Source organism: Ruminococcus sp. 1001713B170207_170306_F1, from assembly GCF_015668065.1.
Taxonomy (GTDB): Bacteria; Bacillota; Clostridia; order Lachnospirales; family Lachnospiraceae; genus Blautia_A; species Blautia_A faecis.
In genome coordinates this window covers 1-14498 of record NZ_JADPEX010000006.1, presented here as the reverse complement: position 1 = coordinate 14498, position 14498 = coordinate 1, and the positions used below count along the sequence as shown (strand labels likewise).

Genomic DNA, 14498 nt, shown 5'->3' with positions numbered 1-14498 from the left:
CTCATACCTCCAATTCATTTTTCTTGGTTCTGGCCGCCGCCTTTTTCGGGCTGGTGGCCTGTTTGCTGTCGGCAAGCTGCTTGCGGATAGATGGCCGGGGCTTGCGAATACTCACATCACGGCGATTATCTTTGTTAATCATGGCATATACCCCGTAGCGGACATATGAAAACAATGTTGAATCGAATGGTTTCTAAATTCCAAACTTGCAGGAACCGTATTTTGCGGAGGTGCAGATGCTGTTGGCGCAATACAGGGCAATCCGGCATTAAAAGAGGCTTATGGGATGGGAAAAAAGTTTAAGGGGATGTATATGCAGAAGTGCGGCTTGAGGGACGGATCACTGGTCCCGGTAACTGCATTGCTTGCGCAGGGATTAACGGATTCTTCTTTAAAATATCATCTTCAAAATGCAAAAAATCATGGTGTGACACAAAAAGAGATTGCGGCAGTGATCACACATGCCGCATTCTATGCAGGTTGGCCAAAAGCATGGGCTGTTTTCAATCTTGCAAAGGAAGTGTGGGAAACAGGCGAAGGAGATTTGCCATACGAAGAGGAAGGGATGCGTGCGCATGCAAAAGAGATGGTATTTCCAATCGGTGTATCAAATGATGGCTTTGCACAGTATTTTTCCGGCAGAAGTTTTCTTGCACCGATTTCTACTTCTCAGGTTGGAATTTTCAATGTGACATTCGAACCTGGATGCAGAAATAACTGGCATATCCATCATGCAAAAAGTGGAGGTGGACAGATTCTGGTATGCGTTGCCGGAAGAGGATATTATCAAGAAGAAGGCAAAGAAGCTGTAGAAATGAAGCCAGGCGACTGCATCAATATTCCGGCAGAAGTAAAACACTGGCATGGCGCCGCACCAGATGAATGGTTTAGCCATCTTGCAATAGAGGTTCCGGGCGAAAATGGTTTTAATGAATGGCTTGAACCAGTAAGTGATGAAGAATATGGGAAATTATAATAGGAAGGTGAATGAAATGTTTGATAGAAATATTGTATTGAATAATGGAGTAAAAATTCCACAGCTTGGTCTTGGAACCTGGTTTATTGATGATGATAAGGTTGCTGACGCTGTAAAAGCAGCGGTAGAGATTGGATATAGACATATTGATATTGCACAGGCATATGGTAATGAGCGTGGCGTGGGCAAAGGTTAATCAGTGCGAAGACAGATATGTAGAGGGAAATCGAGCATCATGGAAAGCTCTTGAGGATGTAACGGACAAATTGAAAGAATAGAATCAGATGGCGTGGATACAAGCTATGAACAACATTTACAATCGGGCGGAAGAGATTGTGATTCATTAGTTGGTTCTGTAATAAAAAGTAAAATAAGCAAGACTGGATGTTATTTATACATTATGTGAATTGGAACCAGCTCGGAAACGGGCTGGTTTCTTTATCGGCAAAATTGCCGCTAAAACTTATAACAAGGTTTTGCTTAAAAATGAGCAAAAAAGGAAAAGTATGCCTTGTAAAACAGATTTTTGATTTACAAGGATAGTTTGGTATTTAATTAAAGATAAATGATGCCGAAAACGGCAAAAACATAAGGCGTAAGCAAAGATGAATGTTTGATAATTTGCCGATAATGTGATATACTATATAAAAGTGTAAATTTTGATTTGAATTATAACGGAGGAGAACAGATGCGATACCTTTCAGTTACTGAAATAGCAAAAAAGTGGAATGTTTCAGAGCGCAGCGTCAGAAATTATTGTGCACAGGGACGTGTACCAGGTGCATTTCTTACCGGTAAGACTTGGAATATTCCTGAAAATGCAGAAAAACCGGAGCGCTCAAACAAAAAGAAAGAGCAGCCAGTTACTTTGCTGGATATTCTGCAGGAGCAGAAAGCAAGTAAGTATTCTGGCGGGATTTACCATAAGACACAGATTGATTTAACATACAACTCCAATCATATTGAGGGCAGCCGTCTGACCTATGATCAGACCAGATACATCTTTGAAACCAACACCATAGGCGTAGAAAACGAAGTGCTGAATGTGGATGATGTGATTGAAACAGCAAATCACTTCCGTTGCATTGATATGATTATTGATAATGCAAAAGCGGCTTTAACAGAAAAGTTTATTAAAGAACTACATTTGATTCTGAAAAATGGAACCAGTGATTCCAGAAAAGATTGGTTTGTTGTTGGTGATTACAAGAAATTGCCGAACGAAGTTGGCGGAATGGAAACAGCACTTCCAGAAGAAGTTGCCGATAAAATGAAAGCTCTGTTGACTGAGTACAACGGAAAAGAAGAAAAGACTTTTGAGGATATTTTGGATTTTCATGTGAAGTTTGAACAGATCCATCCATTCCAGGACGGCAACGGTCGTGTAGGACGTCTGATTATGTTTAAAGAATGTTTGAAATACAATATTGTGCCGTTTATTATCGAAGATAATCTGAAAATGTTCTATTATCGTGGACTGAAAGAATGGAACAATGAAAAAGGTTATCTGACAGATACCTGTCTGACCGCACAGGATAAATATAAAACATATTTGGATTATTTTAGAATTGTTTATTAAAAGCGATTTCTATAAGTCCTTTTCAAAGTGTCATCTCACACTTTGGTTTGAGGAAAATCATTAGATGAGAGGTACAGCAATGACTGGTGAAAAATTTACATTAATGCAGTATTCGGTTCACGCAATTCTTGGACTGATTGATGCAGAAGATTTTGTTATTCCTGAAATTCAGCGTCCATTTGTATGGAAGCGCAGTCAGGTTAGAGATTTAATAGATTCTTTATATAATGGCTATCCTACTGGCTACATTATTACTTGGAAGAATCCAGATGTAAAAACTAAAGCTAGGTGTCATGACACTGGCAGTGTTTGCTTCTTTTGGGGTGTAGCCTGCAAAGCAGGCTATGCAAAAGCTATAAAACATAAATGGAACTGTGAGAAGTGGTTGAGAATATAATCCTGATAGCGTATAATCAGAGCAAGAAATCGTAAATTTGTTCTTTCAGATCAGATTGAAAACGGTCAGCATGTTGCTGGCCGTTTTCTTCTTCGATATAATCTGCAATGTCTGTGACATCGTAAATTGCTTCCCAGGTTAAAATAATTTTATATTCTTGCATTTCTTCGTGCATCCCTTAATTCTGTGATTTTGCGAAAAGCATCTTCCAGTGGCAATTCACGACCAGCTTCCATATCATCAATTCCGCGGTCTAACATGCGGAGAAGATGATTGTTTTCCTGGTTTTTATCGGTTGTAGGGACTTTTTTTGTTAATTCCATGAAATCACTCCAATCATACGGTTTATAAATAGTGTATGTTGTTCAGAAGTATCTATCCATAGTTTAGCATAGAATGGGCAGCAATACAATTGAATTATTTTGCAGGAGCGTCCGTCAGACCAAGAAAATTTTCGCAGGAAACATTAAATACTTCGGCCAGTGCGACAACTTCGTAGTCGGGAACGAAACGGTTCAGGAGGAACATTTAAAGCGCGTACCAGTTTTCTGATTTTATGAAAACTGGGAACTCGGCCCCCATTTTCAATTTCCTTTAAATATCGGCTGGACATTTCTGCTTTTTCAGCTAATTCTTCATAAGTCAATTTTTGCTCGTGTCGGGCGTTCTTAAAAAACAATTCCAGTTCTTTATCTGTTTGTTTTGGCATATGATACACCTCCATGTTTAGTGTATAGTTCCCTTTCTTGAAAGAAAATGAACTAATATTTCACTAAAAAAGAGGGTGATATTTCACTTTTTAAAAGACATATAAAATTCTGAATTTCCGTAAAACAGATCCGGAGGTATAGGAAAGATTAAGAATTTTATTGTCTGGTATCATATCCGTCATTACGTGACGGATGAAATAGATAAATAGTTCAAAAAAGCAAATAAATTTCTTTACCTCAAAAAGTGAATTATATGCCACAAAAAATGATGGCAAAATATTATCTTTTGATATAAATAGCGTCCGATGGGCTAAAAACTACCCATTTCATTAGACCATCCGTTTTTATTTGAAAATAGATTTAGGACAGGATTTACTAATCTTTCGCAACATTTATGTCCCCGGGCAGGCATGATAAAATAGAGGTAGAAAGGATAGATAAAGGAGGTTTTGAAGATGAAGATACTGCTGAAAATATTGGTCGCTCCCTTTGCTTTAGCGTTGTCCCTTCTGGCGGCTCTGCTGGTGTTCCTGTTTGATATTTGTGCCGTCCTGCTGACGATTGCCTCTGTGATTCTGGTGGTGCTGGGTGTCGTTCTCTTTTTCACGCCGACGCCCATAGGCGGGATTGTATTTCTGTTTCTTGCCTTCCTTCTTTCGCCGTATGGACTGCAAGCGGCGGCGGGCTCCCTTCTTTGGGCGCTGGATGGAGGCAAATTCGCTCTGTACCGGTTTCTGGCAAGTTAAGCAGCCTCGGGCCATACTGGCCCGAAGTTGGGGCGGTCTGGATGGGCCGCCCCTTTCTCATGGAAAGGAGGGATGATTTTTGGCTACCACAACTTTGTTACAGCGCCATGCGGGCGAAGGCGAAACGATTGCTGAGGCAATCCGGGATTGTCTGGACTATGGCAAGGACCCGGAGAAAACAGAAAGCGGAAAGTATATCTCCGCTTATGAATGTGATCCGGCCACCGTGGCGGACGAGTTCCTTTTGGCAAAGGCCAGCTATGCCGCTATGACGGGCCGGGAACAGAAAAAAGAAAATGATGTACTGTGCTATCAGATACGACAATCCTTCTATCCGGGCGAGATCACCCCGAAGGAGGCGAACCGTATCGGCTATGAGTTGGCTATGCGCTGGACGAAGGGGCGGCACGCTTTTATCGTTACCACGCATACCGACAAGCAGCACATCCATTGTCACATTTATTACAACTCCACCACCCTTGACTGCACCCGGAAATTCCGAAACTTTTGGGGCTCCAGCTTCGCCCTCCGTCGGCTCTCTGACAGGCTGTGCCTTGAAAACGGGCTATCCATCGTGGAGAACCCGAAGCCCCGGAGCAAGGGTAAGTATCGGAATTATGGAGAATGGCAGAAAGAACGAAAAGGACCGCTTTCCTATCAGGACAGGCTGCGCCTCGCCATTGATACTGCTCTGGCGGAGTACCCCGCTGATCTGGACGAATTTCTCAATTTGATGAAGCGGGCCGGGTATGAGGTCAAGAAGGTTCGGGGCGGCGGTATCAGTTTCCGGCTGACCGGGCAAGGGCAGGAACGCTTCACCCGTCTGCGTGCCTCCACGCTGGGGGACGGCTACGACTTGCAAGATGTTCTGTCCGCCATTGAGGGCAAAGAAAAACGCCCCGGACATTCGGAGCGGAAAATCAGTCTGGCGGTGGATATTCAAGCAAAACTGGCTGCCGGTAAGGAACCGGGATATGAACACTGGGCGAAGGTATTTAACATTAAGCAGATGGCCGCTGCCATTGCCTATATACAGGACAATGGACTGACCGATTATGAGCAGTTGGCACAGAAAGCCACCGAGGAGGCAGAACGTTTCCATGCCATTTCCGAGCAGATCAAGCAGACGGAACAGGCCATGAAAACCAATGCCGGGCTAAAGGCCGCAACGGTTCAGTATGCCAAAACCCGTCCGGTCTTTGAGCAGTATAAGGCGACGAAGTACAGCCGGAAATTCCTTGCGGAGCATGAGGCCGACCTTGAACTGTACCGGGCTGCACAAGCGGAAATGCGCTCTCTGCTGGGCGGGGCGAAGCTCCCTAAAATGGATGTGCTGAAGGAGGAAGGCCGCAAGCTCACAGCAAAGAAAAAACAGCTCTATGGAGAATACCAGAAGGCACGACGGGATATGCAGGAGATCGTCACGATCAAGGCGAACATTGACACTTTGATGGGCTACACCGAGCCGGGCAGAAAGCATGAAAAGGAGCGTTGAGATTATGAAAACAAGGAGCAAAGCGACGCTGACACTTCGGGCCATGTTGGCCCGAAGATACGGGTTTGGGGCGAGCCCCAACAAGCCGCCTTTGTGCCACTTGTGGTCACAGAGGCATTGCTTGCCATTTAGCGACACCCCCAAAATAGCACAAAAAAACAGAGGCTCTTATTTCTGAACCTCCGTTTCTCTGGCTTTCTTGAGCCCTTCGGCTGTGGCCTCCATGACAACTAGCTCCTTTTCATTCATGGAGTTGAGAAGTACATCAATGTGCTTTCTGCAACTGTGCTCGTCCCGCTGTTCTTCCCGGTAGAAAAACTGGTCTACGGAAATATCGAACATGGTAACGAGTTTGAAAAATAAATTGAAGCTGGGATGTTGTCCCTTATTTTCAATATTCATAATCGTGCGGTCTGTCTTGCCGACCAGCTCCGCCACATAGGCCTGTGTCCAGCCTCTTTCTTCTCTAGCTTGTTTGATTGCCAGCCCGAGCCCATGAAAGTCAAACCTGATTTCATCTTGGTTCATTCTCATATCACCCTATATCATTGTACATTTCGGGTTGAATTATGAGAATGTAATGAAATTTGATGTTAAGTAGTATTTTATTTCGCTGTCAGATAGCCACATGATTGAATATAGCAAACGATTGTGATAAAGTTGATACGAATATGCCATAAAATTATATTCTGCAAATTGATCAATGTTAAAGAGAGGTATTTTATATGAATTACACAATTCTAATAGTTGATGACGATATGGCTATCAATGATATGCTTGTTAAATATCTTCGGAAAAATGGTTATATAACATATTCTGCTTATTCAGGAACAGAAGCCCTTCTTTTTCTTGAAAAGCAAAAAGTTAATCTGATTATTTTGGATTTAATGCTTCCCGGTCTTTCTGGCGAACAAGTTTTAGCAGAAATAAAGAAAACAAAAAATGTACCTGTAATCGGTCTATCTGCAAAAGAAGATTCTAAAAGTAAAATTTTCTTATTGAAAAACGGTGCTGATGATTATGTAACGAAACCCTTCGATATAGAAGAACTACTTGCAAGGATTGAAACGATTTTGCGACGGATTTATGAAAATCAATATACATCAAATTCCTTGTTATGTTGTGGCGATTTAAATTTAGATACAATAGGAATGGAGGCCACTCTAAAAAATCAAAAATTGCCCCTTACAAAAAATGAGTTTGCTATATTGAAAATGCTTATGGAACATCCGCAACAAGTATTTACGAAAGATATGATTTATGAGCAATTATGGAATGAAACTTTAGAGGGAACTGAAAATGCTATCAATGTTCATATCAGCAACTTACGCAAAAAAATTGCTGCAATAGATAATAGTAAATCATATATTAAAACGGTTTGGGGAATTGGGTTTAAGATGGACATATAATCTTTATGAAATCCTTAGATTTAGAAAATAATTTACTTAAACTTATCCCTTACACTAAAACCACAAGGAGGGATATATCATGGAATATATATTAAGAACGAACACAGTATCTAAAAAATACACAAATTATTATGCTGTTGATAAAGTATCCATTTCTATTAAAAAAGGCGAAATATATGGCTTGATTGGAGAAAATGGTGCTGGTAAGTCTACTTTAATGAAAATGATTGCAGGTTTGGTTGAACCATCAGAAGGCTCTATTGAACTATTTGGAAATTTTGTTCCCCAGACCGAGCGTTATCGTATTGGTTGTGTAATTGAATCTCCGGCACTTTATGCAGAATTAACCGCAAAACAAAATTTGGAAGTATTTAGAAAAGCATATGGACTGTCAAGCAAAGAATCTGTACAGCAAATTTTAAAGCAGGTGGGTCTGTCACAATATGAAAATAAAATTGTCAAAAAATTTTCATTAGGTATGAAACAGCGTTTAGCCATTGGCATTGCCTTGTTGGGAAATCCTGATTTTCTGATTCTTGATGAACCTATTAATGGCTTAGATCCGACTGGAATACAAGATATGAGGAATTTCTTATTAAAACTAAATAGGGAAGAACATATTACTATTATGATTTCCAGTCATATCTTGGGGGAATTGTCAAAAATTGCAACGAAATACGGCATTATTAAAAATGGCAAGCTGATTGAAGAAATCACTGCAAAAGAATTAAATGAAAAATGTCAATGTTGTTTAAAAATTAAGGCATCAGATACTGCACAGGCCGCTATTTTAATAGAGAAAAATCTCCATACTAAAAACTACGAAATTCTTTCCGATAATAATATTCGGATTTTTGAATATGTAGACAATCCCGGAATTGTAAACTCCTTACTGGTTAATCATGGAATTTCTGTTGATGAATGTACTGTAACAAAGGAGTCACTGGAAGATTACTTTAATGAAAAAATGAGAGGAGGCATAGTCAATGCTTAATTTAATTAGAGCTGATTTTTATAAAGCAATACATGGAAAAGTCTTGAAAGTATGTTTTCTTATGATGACAGGATGGATATTCTTATGTGCTTATGCACAAAAAGCAACGATTGGCATGAGGGAATATTTGGTAGGTACAGAAGTTTCTGCAAATTACTGGGATTCTTTTTTTAATTATTACCCGGTTGTATTCCCTTTGATTATTTTTTGCAGCTACTATTTCTCAAATGATTTTCGTCAAGGGACTGTAAAACATTATATAGAAAAAGGTCTGTCACGATGGAGTTACTTCTTATCAAAATTGGTAATTGGCTGGAGTGTATCATTCTTTTTTTTGGTGTCTGCCTTTTTAATTGGTTTGTTATGTAATAAAATTTTTTTTGGAATAAGCGGTCTTACTTTTACAAGCATTAGCAATATAGTGTCCTACATATTCTGTGAGGCATTATATCATATGGCTGTATCAACGCTCGCAATTTCACTTGTTTTTCTCATAAGAAACAGTTCAGTTAGCATGGCAGTTAATGCTTTGCTTATATTTTTTGGTTATCTGGTTCTTCATGGATTGGAAAGTATTTTGGGCTTAGGATATAACATCACAATTTTTTGGGCAATTAGTAATATCAATAAAACAAGAATAGATATGGCAGTTCAATGGCTTCCAACCGCAATTATCATTTTCTTCGCCTATATGATTATATTTGGTGGAGTTATAGGAACAATTTTCAAGAAAAGAGATATTACATAATGCAGGGAGGGATAATGTTATGAGTGTGGTACTTCAAATATATGCTATCATTGTGACACTATCTCTTATTATTGTTTTATCATTTTACTTGTTTCATCGTAGGGAGGTAACCCGGTTAAGCCAGAAATTGCAAGCACTTTTACATTCATTTACCCATGCGGAATTGACATTAGATTTTCCTTCTTCCGATATAACCGATCTTGTAAATGCTTTAAATGAATTGCTTCGAGTTTACCACAAACAAGTATATTCATTACAAAAAAAGGATGAGGCAATCAAAGAAACAATTACAAATTTAGCTCATGATCTTAGAACACCTGTGACTGCTATTCAAGGATATACCCAAATGCTTCTACAATCGCCGGAGTTGTCCGAGGAAGATTTAGATGCAGCAGCTGTTATAAACGAAAGATTGAATGTTTTAAATCAGTTACTAAATCAGTTGTTTGAATTTGCACGAATAGAAGCTGATGAAATGGAATTTTCTTATACTACATTTGATTTAAATGCTGTTTTACGCTCTGTTGCAGTTTCCTTTTTTAAATCTTTTGAGGAACGCAAAATAATTCCAGCATTAAGTATTGCAGAGATTTCTTTTCCATTTTATGGAGATGAAAAAGCAGTAACCAGAATTTTTGAAAATATCATTTCTAATGCCTTGTCACATGGGAAAAGTGATTATCATTTTTCATCTTATGATGATAATGAAAATTACCATTTTTCTTTTCAGAATTTTACAGACAGCATAAATGAATCTGATATAGACAAAATATTTAATCGTTTTTATACAACAGATTTATCCCGTTCCCGCAAAACAACCGGTTTGGGTCTCACAATAGCAAAGAATTTAACAGTAAAAATGGGCGGTTCTATCAGTGCTTCTCTAAATAATAATGTTTTTGAAATTGTAGTGTGCTTTCCTAAGCAAAAAGGATAAAAAACTGATGAGCCTGCTTTGGTGGTTAAAAAAAACCGCTTATAAAGTAGGTGTATTGACTATCTTTTTGTACAATTTATTCGTTATATATAATAGAAAGTGCTTTCAGTAGAAAAAGGAGGAAAGAAGTGGATGCAGATTTTCTTTTGATTCACAAAATGAAAAACGGTGATGAAGAAGCTATAGAGGTATTCGTAAAAAAATACTATTCAACTATACGGAATTATTGTCGATTACATACATACACAGACTGTGATGCAGAAGATATTACTCAAGCAACATTTGAACACTTTTTTCGATCATTTAGATCGTATCATCATTTGGGAAAGACTGCTAATTATTTGTATGTGATTGCTCGAAATTTATGTCGGGATAGTTATAAGAAAAAAAGAGATATTGTGATGGAAGCGTTACCAGATAAGGGGGAAAATCCAATTGCTGTAATTGAGAATAAAATAGATATAGAAGAATCAATAAAAAAACTTCCAGAAGATTTGCAGGAAGTAGTTATTCTACATTATTTTCAGGATTTGAAATTAAAAGAAGTAGCAGATATTATTGGCATAGGACTTCCTCTTGTAAAATATAGGATAGGAAAAGCAAAAGAATTGTTGAGTGTTTATCTGGGGGATAAGAAATGATGATGACAGTTGATGAAAAATTGCATGCGTATGCAAAAAATCAGAAGGATAGAAATATAGATGAGAAAAAATTACAACAGACCATTATAAAATCGAAAGAAGCATATTGGGATGGAGAAATCGAAAGAAATATGTCATGGTTAGAATTTTTATATCAGCAAGCTTCGTATATACAGAAGCACTGGTGGTTTGCTCAAGGGGCAGTATTACTAATCCTTTGGATGACAATGTTCTTATCAGACAGTAGTATTTATACAAGGCGCTGCATGGGGATTTTGGCACCGAGTTTTGTAATATTGATACTTCCGGAACTCTGGAAAAATAGAAGCAATGGGGCTATGGAAGTAGAAGGTGCAACATTTTTTTCCATAAAGAATATATATGCCGCACGAATGCTACTCTTCGGCATGGTAGATGTTTGCCTATTGAGTGTGTTTTTGATAACCAGCACTTTTGTGTTACAGATTGCATTTATGGATATCTTAATACAATTTATTTTGCCAATGAATGTGACATGCTGCATATGTTTTCGATTACTTTGCAGTAAAGGAGATGATTATGTATCTTCCACATTATTTTCCTGTCTGATTTGGATCGCTGTTTGGACGCTTGTAGTTCTCAAAGATAGTATTTATGAGCATATATCTACATCAATATGGTGTGGAATGATGATATTATCTGTTTTATATTTGTGTTACAGTATTTGGCGAGTATGGAAATGCAGTGAAAGATATTACGAGAGTAATGGGGCAAGTGTATAAGACTATTATGGTGTCAATTACGAGAAATCACACAACGGTCGTAATCAGAGAAATGTGAGGAATTTGATTATGGAATTAGAATTGAAAAAATTAACAAAAGAATTTCAGGGATTTAAAGCAGTTGATGATATCACGCTGACGATGAGTAATGGAGTTTATGGGCTTCTTGGTGTCAACGGTGCTGGAAAAACAACGCTGATGAGAATGCTCTGCACACTTATTAAACCTACTTCGGGAAGCATATTATGTGATGGAAAAGATATTTTTGCATTGGATGGCGAATATAGGAGAATTCTTGGTTATTTACCTCAAGAATTTGGATTTTATCCGGAGTTTTCGGTTCATGATTATTTAATGTATATTGCGTCAATTAAAGGAATGCGAATAAGTATTGCACGAAAGCGTGTAACAGAACTTCTGCGGCAGGTTGGGTTGGCTAAAATGCAGAATAGAAAAATGAAAAAATTGTCTGGAGGAATGAAACGCCGTGCAGGGATTGCCCAAGCTATGCTAAATAACCCAAAGATTTTGATCCTCGATGAGCCTACTGCAGGTCTGGATCCGAATGAAAGGATACGTTTTCGAAATCTGATCAGTGAATTGTCACAGGATCGTCTCGTGCTATTATCAACACATATTGTGTCGGATATTGAATACATTGCCAACCAGGTGTTATTGATGAAAGATGGAAAGATTAGCCATTCAGGAACACAAGAAGAGATTATTCAGTCAGTACCAGTAAAAGTATGGAGTTGTGTAGTTGCAAATAATGAAGTTGAAATGTGGCAAAAACAGTTTAAAGTCTCAAATATGAAAACACTTTCGGATGGAATAGAATTACGCATTTTGTCTGAAAAATCTCCACACTATAATGCGAAAGAGGAAACGATGGCTTTGGAGGACATATTCTTATATTATTTCGGAGAGAAAACAGGTGATGATTATGACGTATTATGAAATAAAAAAAGTTTTTTCAAAAAAAGGAAGTAAGGTTGCGCTGATATTTATTTTTATTGTAATTTCAGTAGTCTTGTCTTTTATCATCGGGGATAATAAATATGTGAATCGTAATGGTGATGCGGAAAGTGGAATATCGGCTATGTTAAAGGTTCGTGAGTTGAAAAAAGAATGGTCAGGAGAACTGACAGAGGATGTGCTTAGAAAAATTATTGAAGAAAATGTCAGGATTTCACAGACACCGGAAGCTAAGTCGAATGATTTTAGACAGAATGATATAGCATATAGTCAAAGACAGGGTTTCATGGATATAAGGGATTTACTAAATTGTGATTATGGAGAGTTTAACGATTATAATTATTATCTGGCAGATTCTCTTTCTCCTGATGAAGCAGTAGATTTTTATTCTAATCGTATCAAAAATTTGAAAAATTGGTTAGAAACTGATGGAAAGGATCAGTTTTCTGAAAAGGAAAAAAGTTATTTAATAAGAGCGTATGAAAAAATGAAAACCCCTTTATATTATGATTATCAAGCGGGATGGAAAAACTTATTTCAATATTCACCCTCAATAATTATGATTTTGACATTGGTCTTAGGTTTCCTTTGTGCAGGTATTTTTTCAGGTGAATTTCAGCTGAAAGCGAATGCAGTTTTTTATTCTTCTTATTATGGCAGAAATAAGGCTGTATGGGCAAAAGTGAAAGCAGGAGCAATCATAATAACGGCTATTTACTGGGCGGTTATGTTGTTATACACTATGCTTGTTTTGGGAATTCTTGGTGTAGACGGAGCAAATTGTCCCATACAGTCTAGTATGAGTGGGTGGAAGAGTATTTATAATATCACGAATGCTCAGGAATATATTTTGATAGTTCTTGGTGGATATCTGGGATGTTTATTTATGCAATCTCTAACTATGTTGGTTTCTGCGAAGACAAACTCATCAGTAATAGCGGTAATCGTGCCTTTTATTTTTATTTTTCTTCCATCATTTTTATCAGGAACAAGTCTACCATTATTAAATAAAATTTTGGGACTTCTTCCAGATCAAATGCTTCAAATGAATCAGGTAGTTAAATTTTTTAACTTGTATGAAATCGGAGGAAAAGTGTTTTGCGCAGTTCCTATTTTAATAATATCGTACTCCATTCTGCTATTATTGATTGTTCCAGTTATTTATTTTATATATCGCAGAAAAGAAGTTTATAATTAGATGAAGAAACATCTGTTAGAGGGAGTGAAAACATAGGAAAAATATTATTATTATCGTTTAAAGATAGTGAAGAAGAAATGATAGAGTCTGTTCTTGCTGCTTTGAAAACCGGACGAAATATATATTGTGATGAAAAAAATATAAATCCATTGAAAATACATTATGGAGATATTGTTATTTTATTAGCCACAAGAGAATTATTCCGAAAGCAGAAAAAAATAGATTTGTCTTTTACAGAGTTTGAAATTTTGCATTTATTAATGCGAAGTCCTGGAAGAGTGTTTAGTAAAGAACAAATATATGATATAATCTGGAATGAACCCTATTCGGGTGATTACAATGTTGTTATGCGACATATCTGCAACATTAGAGAAAAGATAGAAGATGATCCTGGACATCCGGTATATATACAAACGGTGCGCGGTGTAGGATATCGGTTTAACGGAAATTTAGGCAGCGAGTGAAATCGCTGCCTATTATTATGGTTTTACAAAGAAGGAAGTTTGTTATGAGAAGATCTTTGTATTTTAGGAGCATCCTGTTTGAGATATTTGGACAGGTTTTGATGTATCAATTCCAACTCTTTTATTTCTTGCTTAAAAGAAACGTATTGAGTATTTAGTGATTCCTTTCTGGAAATAAGATCTGCAATTTGCTCTTGTAACTTATTGGAATTAAGATGTTTCAGGTCTATACCATTTTCCTGTAAAATATGTTCAGCACCAGCGAAAAGAATAATTTGAGATTCATATTTACGGAAATAACGATCCGGATCTTTGGAACTTTTATAATGGTCATCGTAAATTTTATTTTTCTGATATTGTTTGGCATATTTTAGCATTTCTCGAAGATGACGTATCTGAGACTCGAGAGAAACAACAGAGGTATTTACCTCTTTTTGCTGCATATGTAACAAGGCTATGCGGTCTTCA

At 37.6% G+C, this 14498-nt stretch carries 21 protein-coding genes and 1 pseudogene; 16 read left to right on the top strand and 6 right to left on the bottom strand.

Features of this window, described 5'->3' with window-relative positions; all coding sequences use genetic code 11:
• Nucleotide 1: 1 nt before the first annotated feature.
• On the bottom strand, nt 2-142 hold the full coding sequence (locus tag I4V84_RS05490; protein ID WP_195991431.1) for a hypothetical protein: 141 nt from the start codon (nt 140-142) through the stop codon (nt 2-4).
• Nucleotides 143-286: 144 nt separating this feature from the next.
• On the opposite strand from I4V84_RS05490, the gene I4V84_RS05485 reads away from it, so the two are divergent.
• The 5 genes from I4V84_RS05485 to I4V84_RS19845 all read left to right on the top strand — a co-directional run bounded on the left by I4V84_RS05485 (nt 287) and on the right by I4V84_RS19845 (nt 2952).
• Complete coding sequence (locus I4V84_RS05485) at nt 287-976, top strand: carboxymuconolactone decarboxylase family protein (RefSeq protein ID WP_243284031.1); 690 nt, start codon at nt 287-289, stop codon at nt 974-976.
• A gap of 16 nt (nt 977-992) precedes the next feature.
• Complete coding sequence (locus I4V84_RS05480; protein WP_330656054.1) at nt 993-1172, top strand: aldo/keto reductase; 180 nt, start codon at nt 993-995, stop codon at nt 1170-1172.
• An 88-nt stretch (nt 1173-1260) separates the two neighbouring features.
• Nucleotides 1261-1323 (top strand): hypothetical protein, encoded by a 63-nt coding sequence (locus I4V84_RS20320; protein WP_330590298.1) that lies wholly within the window; start codon nt 1261-1263, stop codon nt 1321-1323.
• Between the two features lie 341 nt (nt 1324-1664).
• Nucleotides 1665-2555 (top strand): Fic family protein, encoded by an 891-nt coding sequence (locus I4V84_RS05475; RefSeq protein WP_195991382.1) that lies wholly within the window; start codon nt 1665-1667, stop codon nt 2553-2555.
• Between the two features lie 64 nt (nt 2556-2619).
• Nucleotides 2620-2952, top strand: coding sequence for a DUF262 domain-containing protein (locus tag I4V84_RS19845; protein WP_233456069.1), 333 nt, complete (start codon nt 2620-2622; stop codon nt 2950-2952).
• A 16-nt stretch (nt 2953-2968) separates the two neighbouring features.
• On the opposite strand, the gene I4V84_RS05465 is transcribed toward I4V84_RS19845, so the two are convergent.
• The 3 genes from I4V84_RS05465 to I4V84_RS05455 all read right to left on the bottom strand — a co-directional run bounded on the left by I4V84_RS05465 (nt 2969) and on the right by I4V84_RS05455 (nt 3661).
• A complete protein-coding gene (locus I4V84_RS05465) occupies nt 2969-3115 on the bottom strand; it encodes a hypothetical protein (RefSeq protein ID WP_243271427.1) in 147 nt (48 codons plus the stop codon).
• Nucleotides 3102-3275, bottom strand: a complete 174-nt coding sequence (locus I4V84_RS05460) for a hypothetical protein (protein WP_005426514.1) — start codon at nt 3273-3275, stop codon at nt 3102-3104. The genes I4V84_RS05465 and I4V84_RS05460 overlap by 14 nt, the downstream gene beginning before the upstream one ends.
• A 143-nt stretch (nt 3276-3418) precedes the next feature.
• On the bottom strand, nt 3419-3661 hold the full coding sequence (locus I4V84_RS05455; RefSeq protein WP_243284030.1) for a helix-turn-helix transcriptional regulator: 243 nt from the start codon (nt 3659-3661) through the stop codon (nt 3419-3421).
• A 456-nt stretch (nt 3662-4117) separates the two neighbouring features.
• Between I4V84_RS05455 and I4V84_RS05450 the strand changes: the two genes are divergently transcribed.
• Complete coding sequence (locus I4V84_RS05450) at nt 4118-4408, top strand: CD1845 family protein (RefSeq protein WP_195991381.1); 291 nt, start codon at nt 4118-4120, stop codon at nt 4406-4408.
• Between the two features lie 79 nt (nt 4409-4487).
• Nucleotides 4488-5903, top strand: coding sequence for a relaxase/mobilization nuclease domain-containing protein (locus I4V84_RS05445; RefSeq protein WP_195991380.1), 1416 nt, complete (start codon nt 4488-4490; stop codon nt 5901-5903).
• Nucleotides 5904-6071: 168 nt separating this feature from the next.
• Here I4V84_RS05445 and I4V84_RS05440 read toward each other — a convergent pair whose 3' ends face one another.
• Nucleotides 6072-6437 (bottom strand): helix-turn-helix domain-containing protein, encoded by a 366-nt coding sequence (locus tag I4V84_RS05440; protein ID WP_025579570.1) that lies wholly within the window; start codon nt 6435-6437, stop codon nt 6072-6074.
• A 191-nt stretch (nt 6438-6628) separates the two neighbouring features.
• On the opposite strand from I4V84_RS05440, the gene I4V84_RS05435 reads away from it, so the two are divergent.
• From I4V84_RS05435 to I4V84_RS05395, 9 genes are all read left to right on the top strand, one after another.
• The gene (locus I4V84_RS05435; protein WP_005423706.1) at nt 6629-7312 is read left to right on the top strand and encodes a response regulator transcription factor; all 684 of its coding nucleotides are present in this window, start codon (nt 6629-6631) and stop codon (nt 7310-7312) included.
• A gap of 79 nt (nt 7313-7391) precedes the next feature.
• Nucleotides 7392-8306, top strand: a complete 915-nt coding sequence (locus I4V84_RS05430; protein WP_117962351.1) for an ATP-binding cassette domain-containing protein — start codon at nt 7392-7394, stop codon at nt 8304-8306.
• Nucleotides 8299-9054 carry an ABC transporter permease gene (locus I4V84_RS05425; RefSeq protein WP_118633004.1) on the top strand — a complete coding sequence of 252 codons (756 nt, stop codon included), beginning with the start codon at nt 8299-8301 and terminating at the stop codon, nt 9052-9054. Before I4V84_RS05430 ends, I4V84_RS05425 begins: the two co-directional genes overlap by 8 nt.
• A gap of 19 nt (nt 9055-9073) precedes the next feature.
• Nucleotides 9074-9991 (top strand): HAMP domain-containing sensor histidine kinase, encoded by a 918-nt coding sequence (locus tag I4V84_RS05420; protein WP_195991379.1) that lies wholly within the window; start codon nt 9074-9076, stop codon nt 9989-9991.
• A gap of 128 nt (nt 9992-10119) precedes the next feature.
• On the top strand, nt 10120-10632 hold the full coding sequence (locus I4V84_RS05415) for an RNA polymerase sigma factor (protein WP_021650349.1): 513 nt from the start codon (nt 10120-10122) through the stop codon (nt 10630-10632).
• Nucleotides 10629-11393 carry a hypothetical protein gene (locus I4V84_RS05410; protein WP_005426531.1) on the top strand — a complete coding sequence of 255 codons (765 nt, stop codon included), beginning with the start codon at nt 10629-10631 and terminating at the stop codon, nt 11391-11393. Before I4V84_RS05415 ends, I4V84_RS05410 begins: the two co-directional genes overlap by 4 nt.
• 69 nt (nt 11394-11462) lie before the next feature.
• A complete protein-coding gene (locus I4V84_RS05405) occupies nt 11463-12350 on the top strand; it encodes an ABC transporter ATP-binding protein (RefSeq protein ID WP_117592910.1) in 888 nt (295 codons plus the stop codon).
• Nucleotides 12337-13566: an ABC transporter permease subunit gene (locus I4V84_RS05400; protein ID WP_233438912.1), complete on the top strand. Its 1230-nt coding sequence runs from the start codon at nt 12337-12339 to the stop codon at nt 13564-13566. Before I4V84_RS05405 ends, I4V84_RS05400 begins: the two co-directional genes overlap by 14 nt.
• Before the next feature lie 77 nt (nt 13567-13643).
• Nucleotides 13644-14030 carry a response regulator transcription factor gene (locus I4V84_RS05395; RefSeq protein ID WP_005426528.1) on the top strand — a complete coding sequence of 129 codons (387 nt, stop codon included), beginning with the start codon at nt 13644-13646 and terminating at the stop codon, nt 14028-14030.
• A gap of 23 nt (nt 14031-14053) precedes the next feature.
• Here I4V84_RS05395 and I4V84_RS05390 read toward each other — a convergent pair.
• Nucleotides 14054-14498: pseudogene (locus I4V84_RS05390) on the bottom strand (rlx protein); the annotation flags it as partial.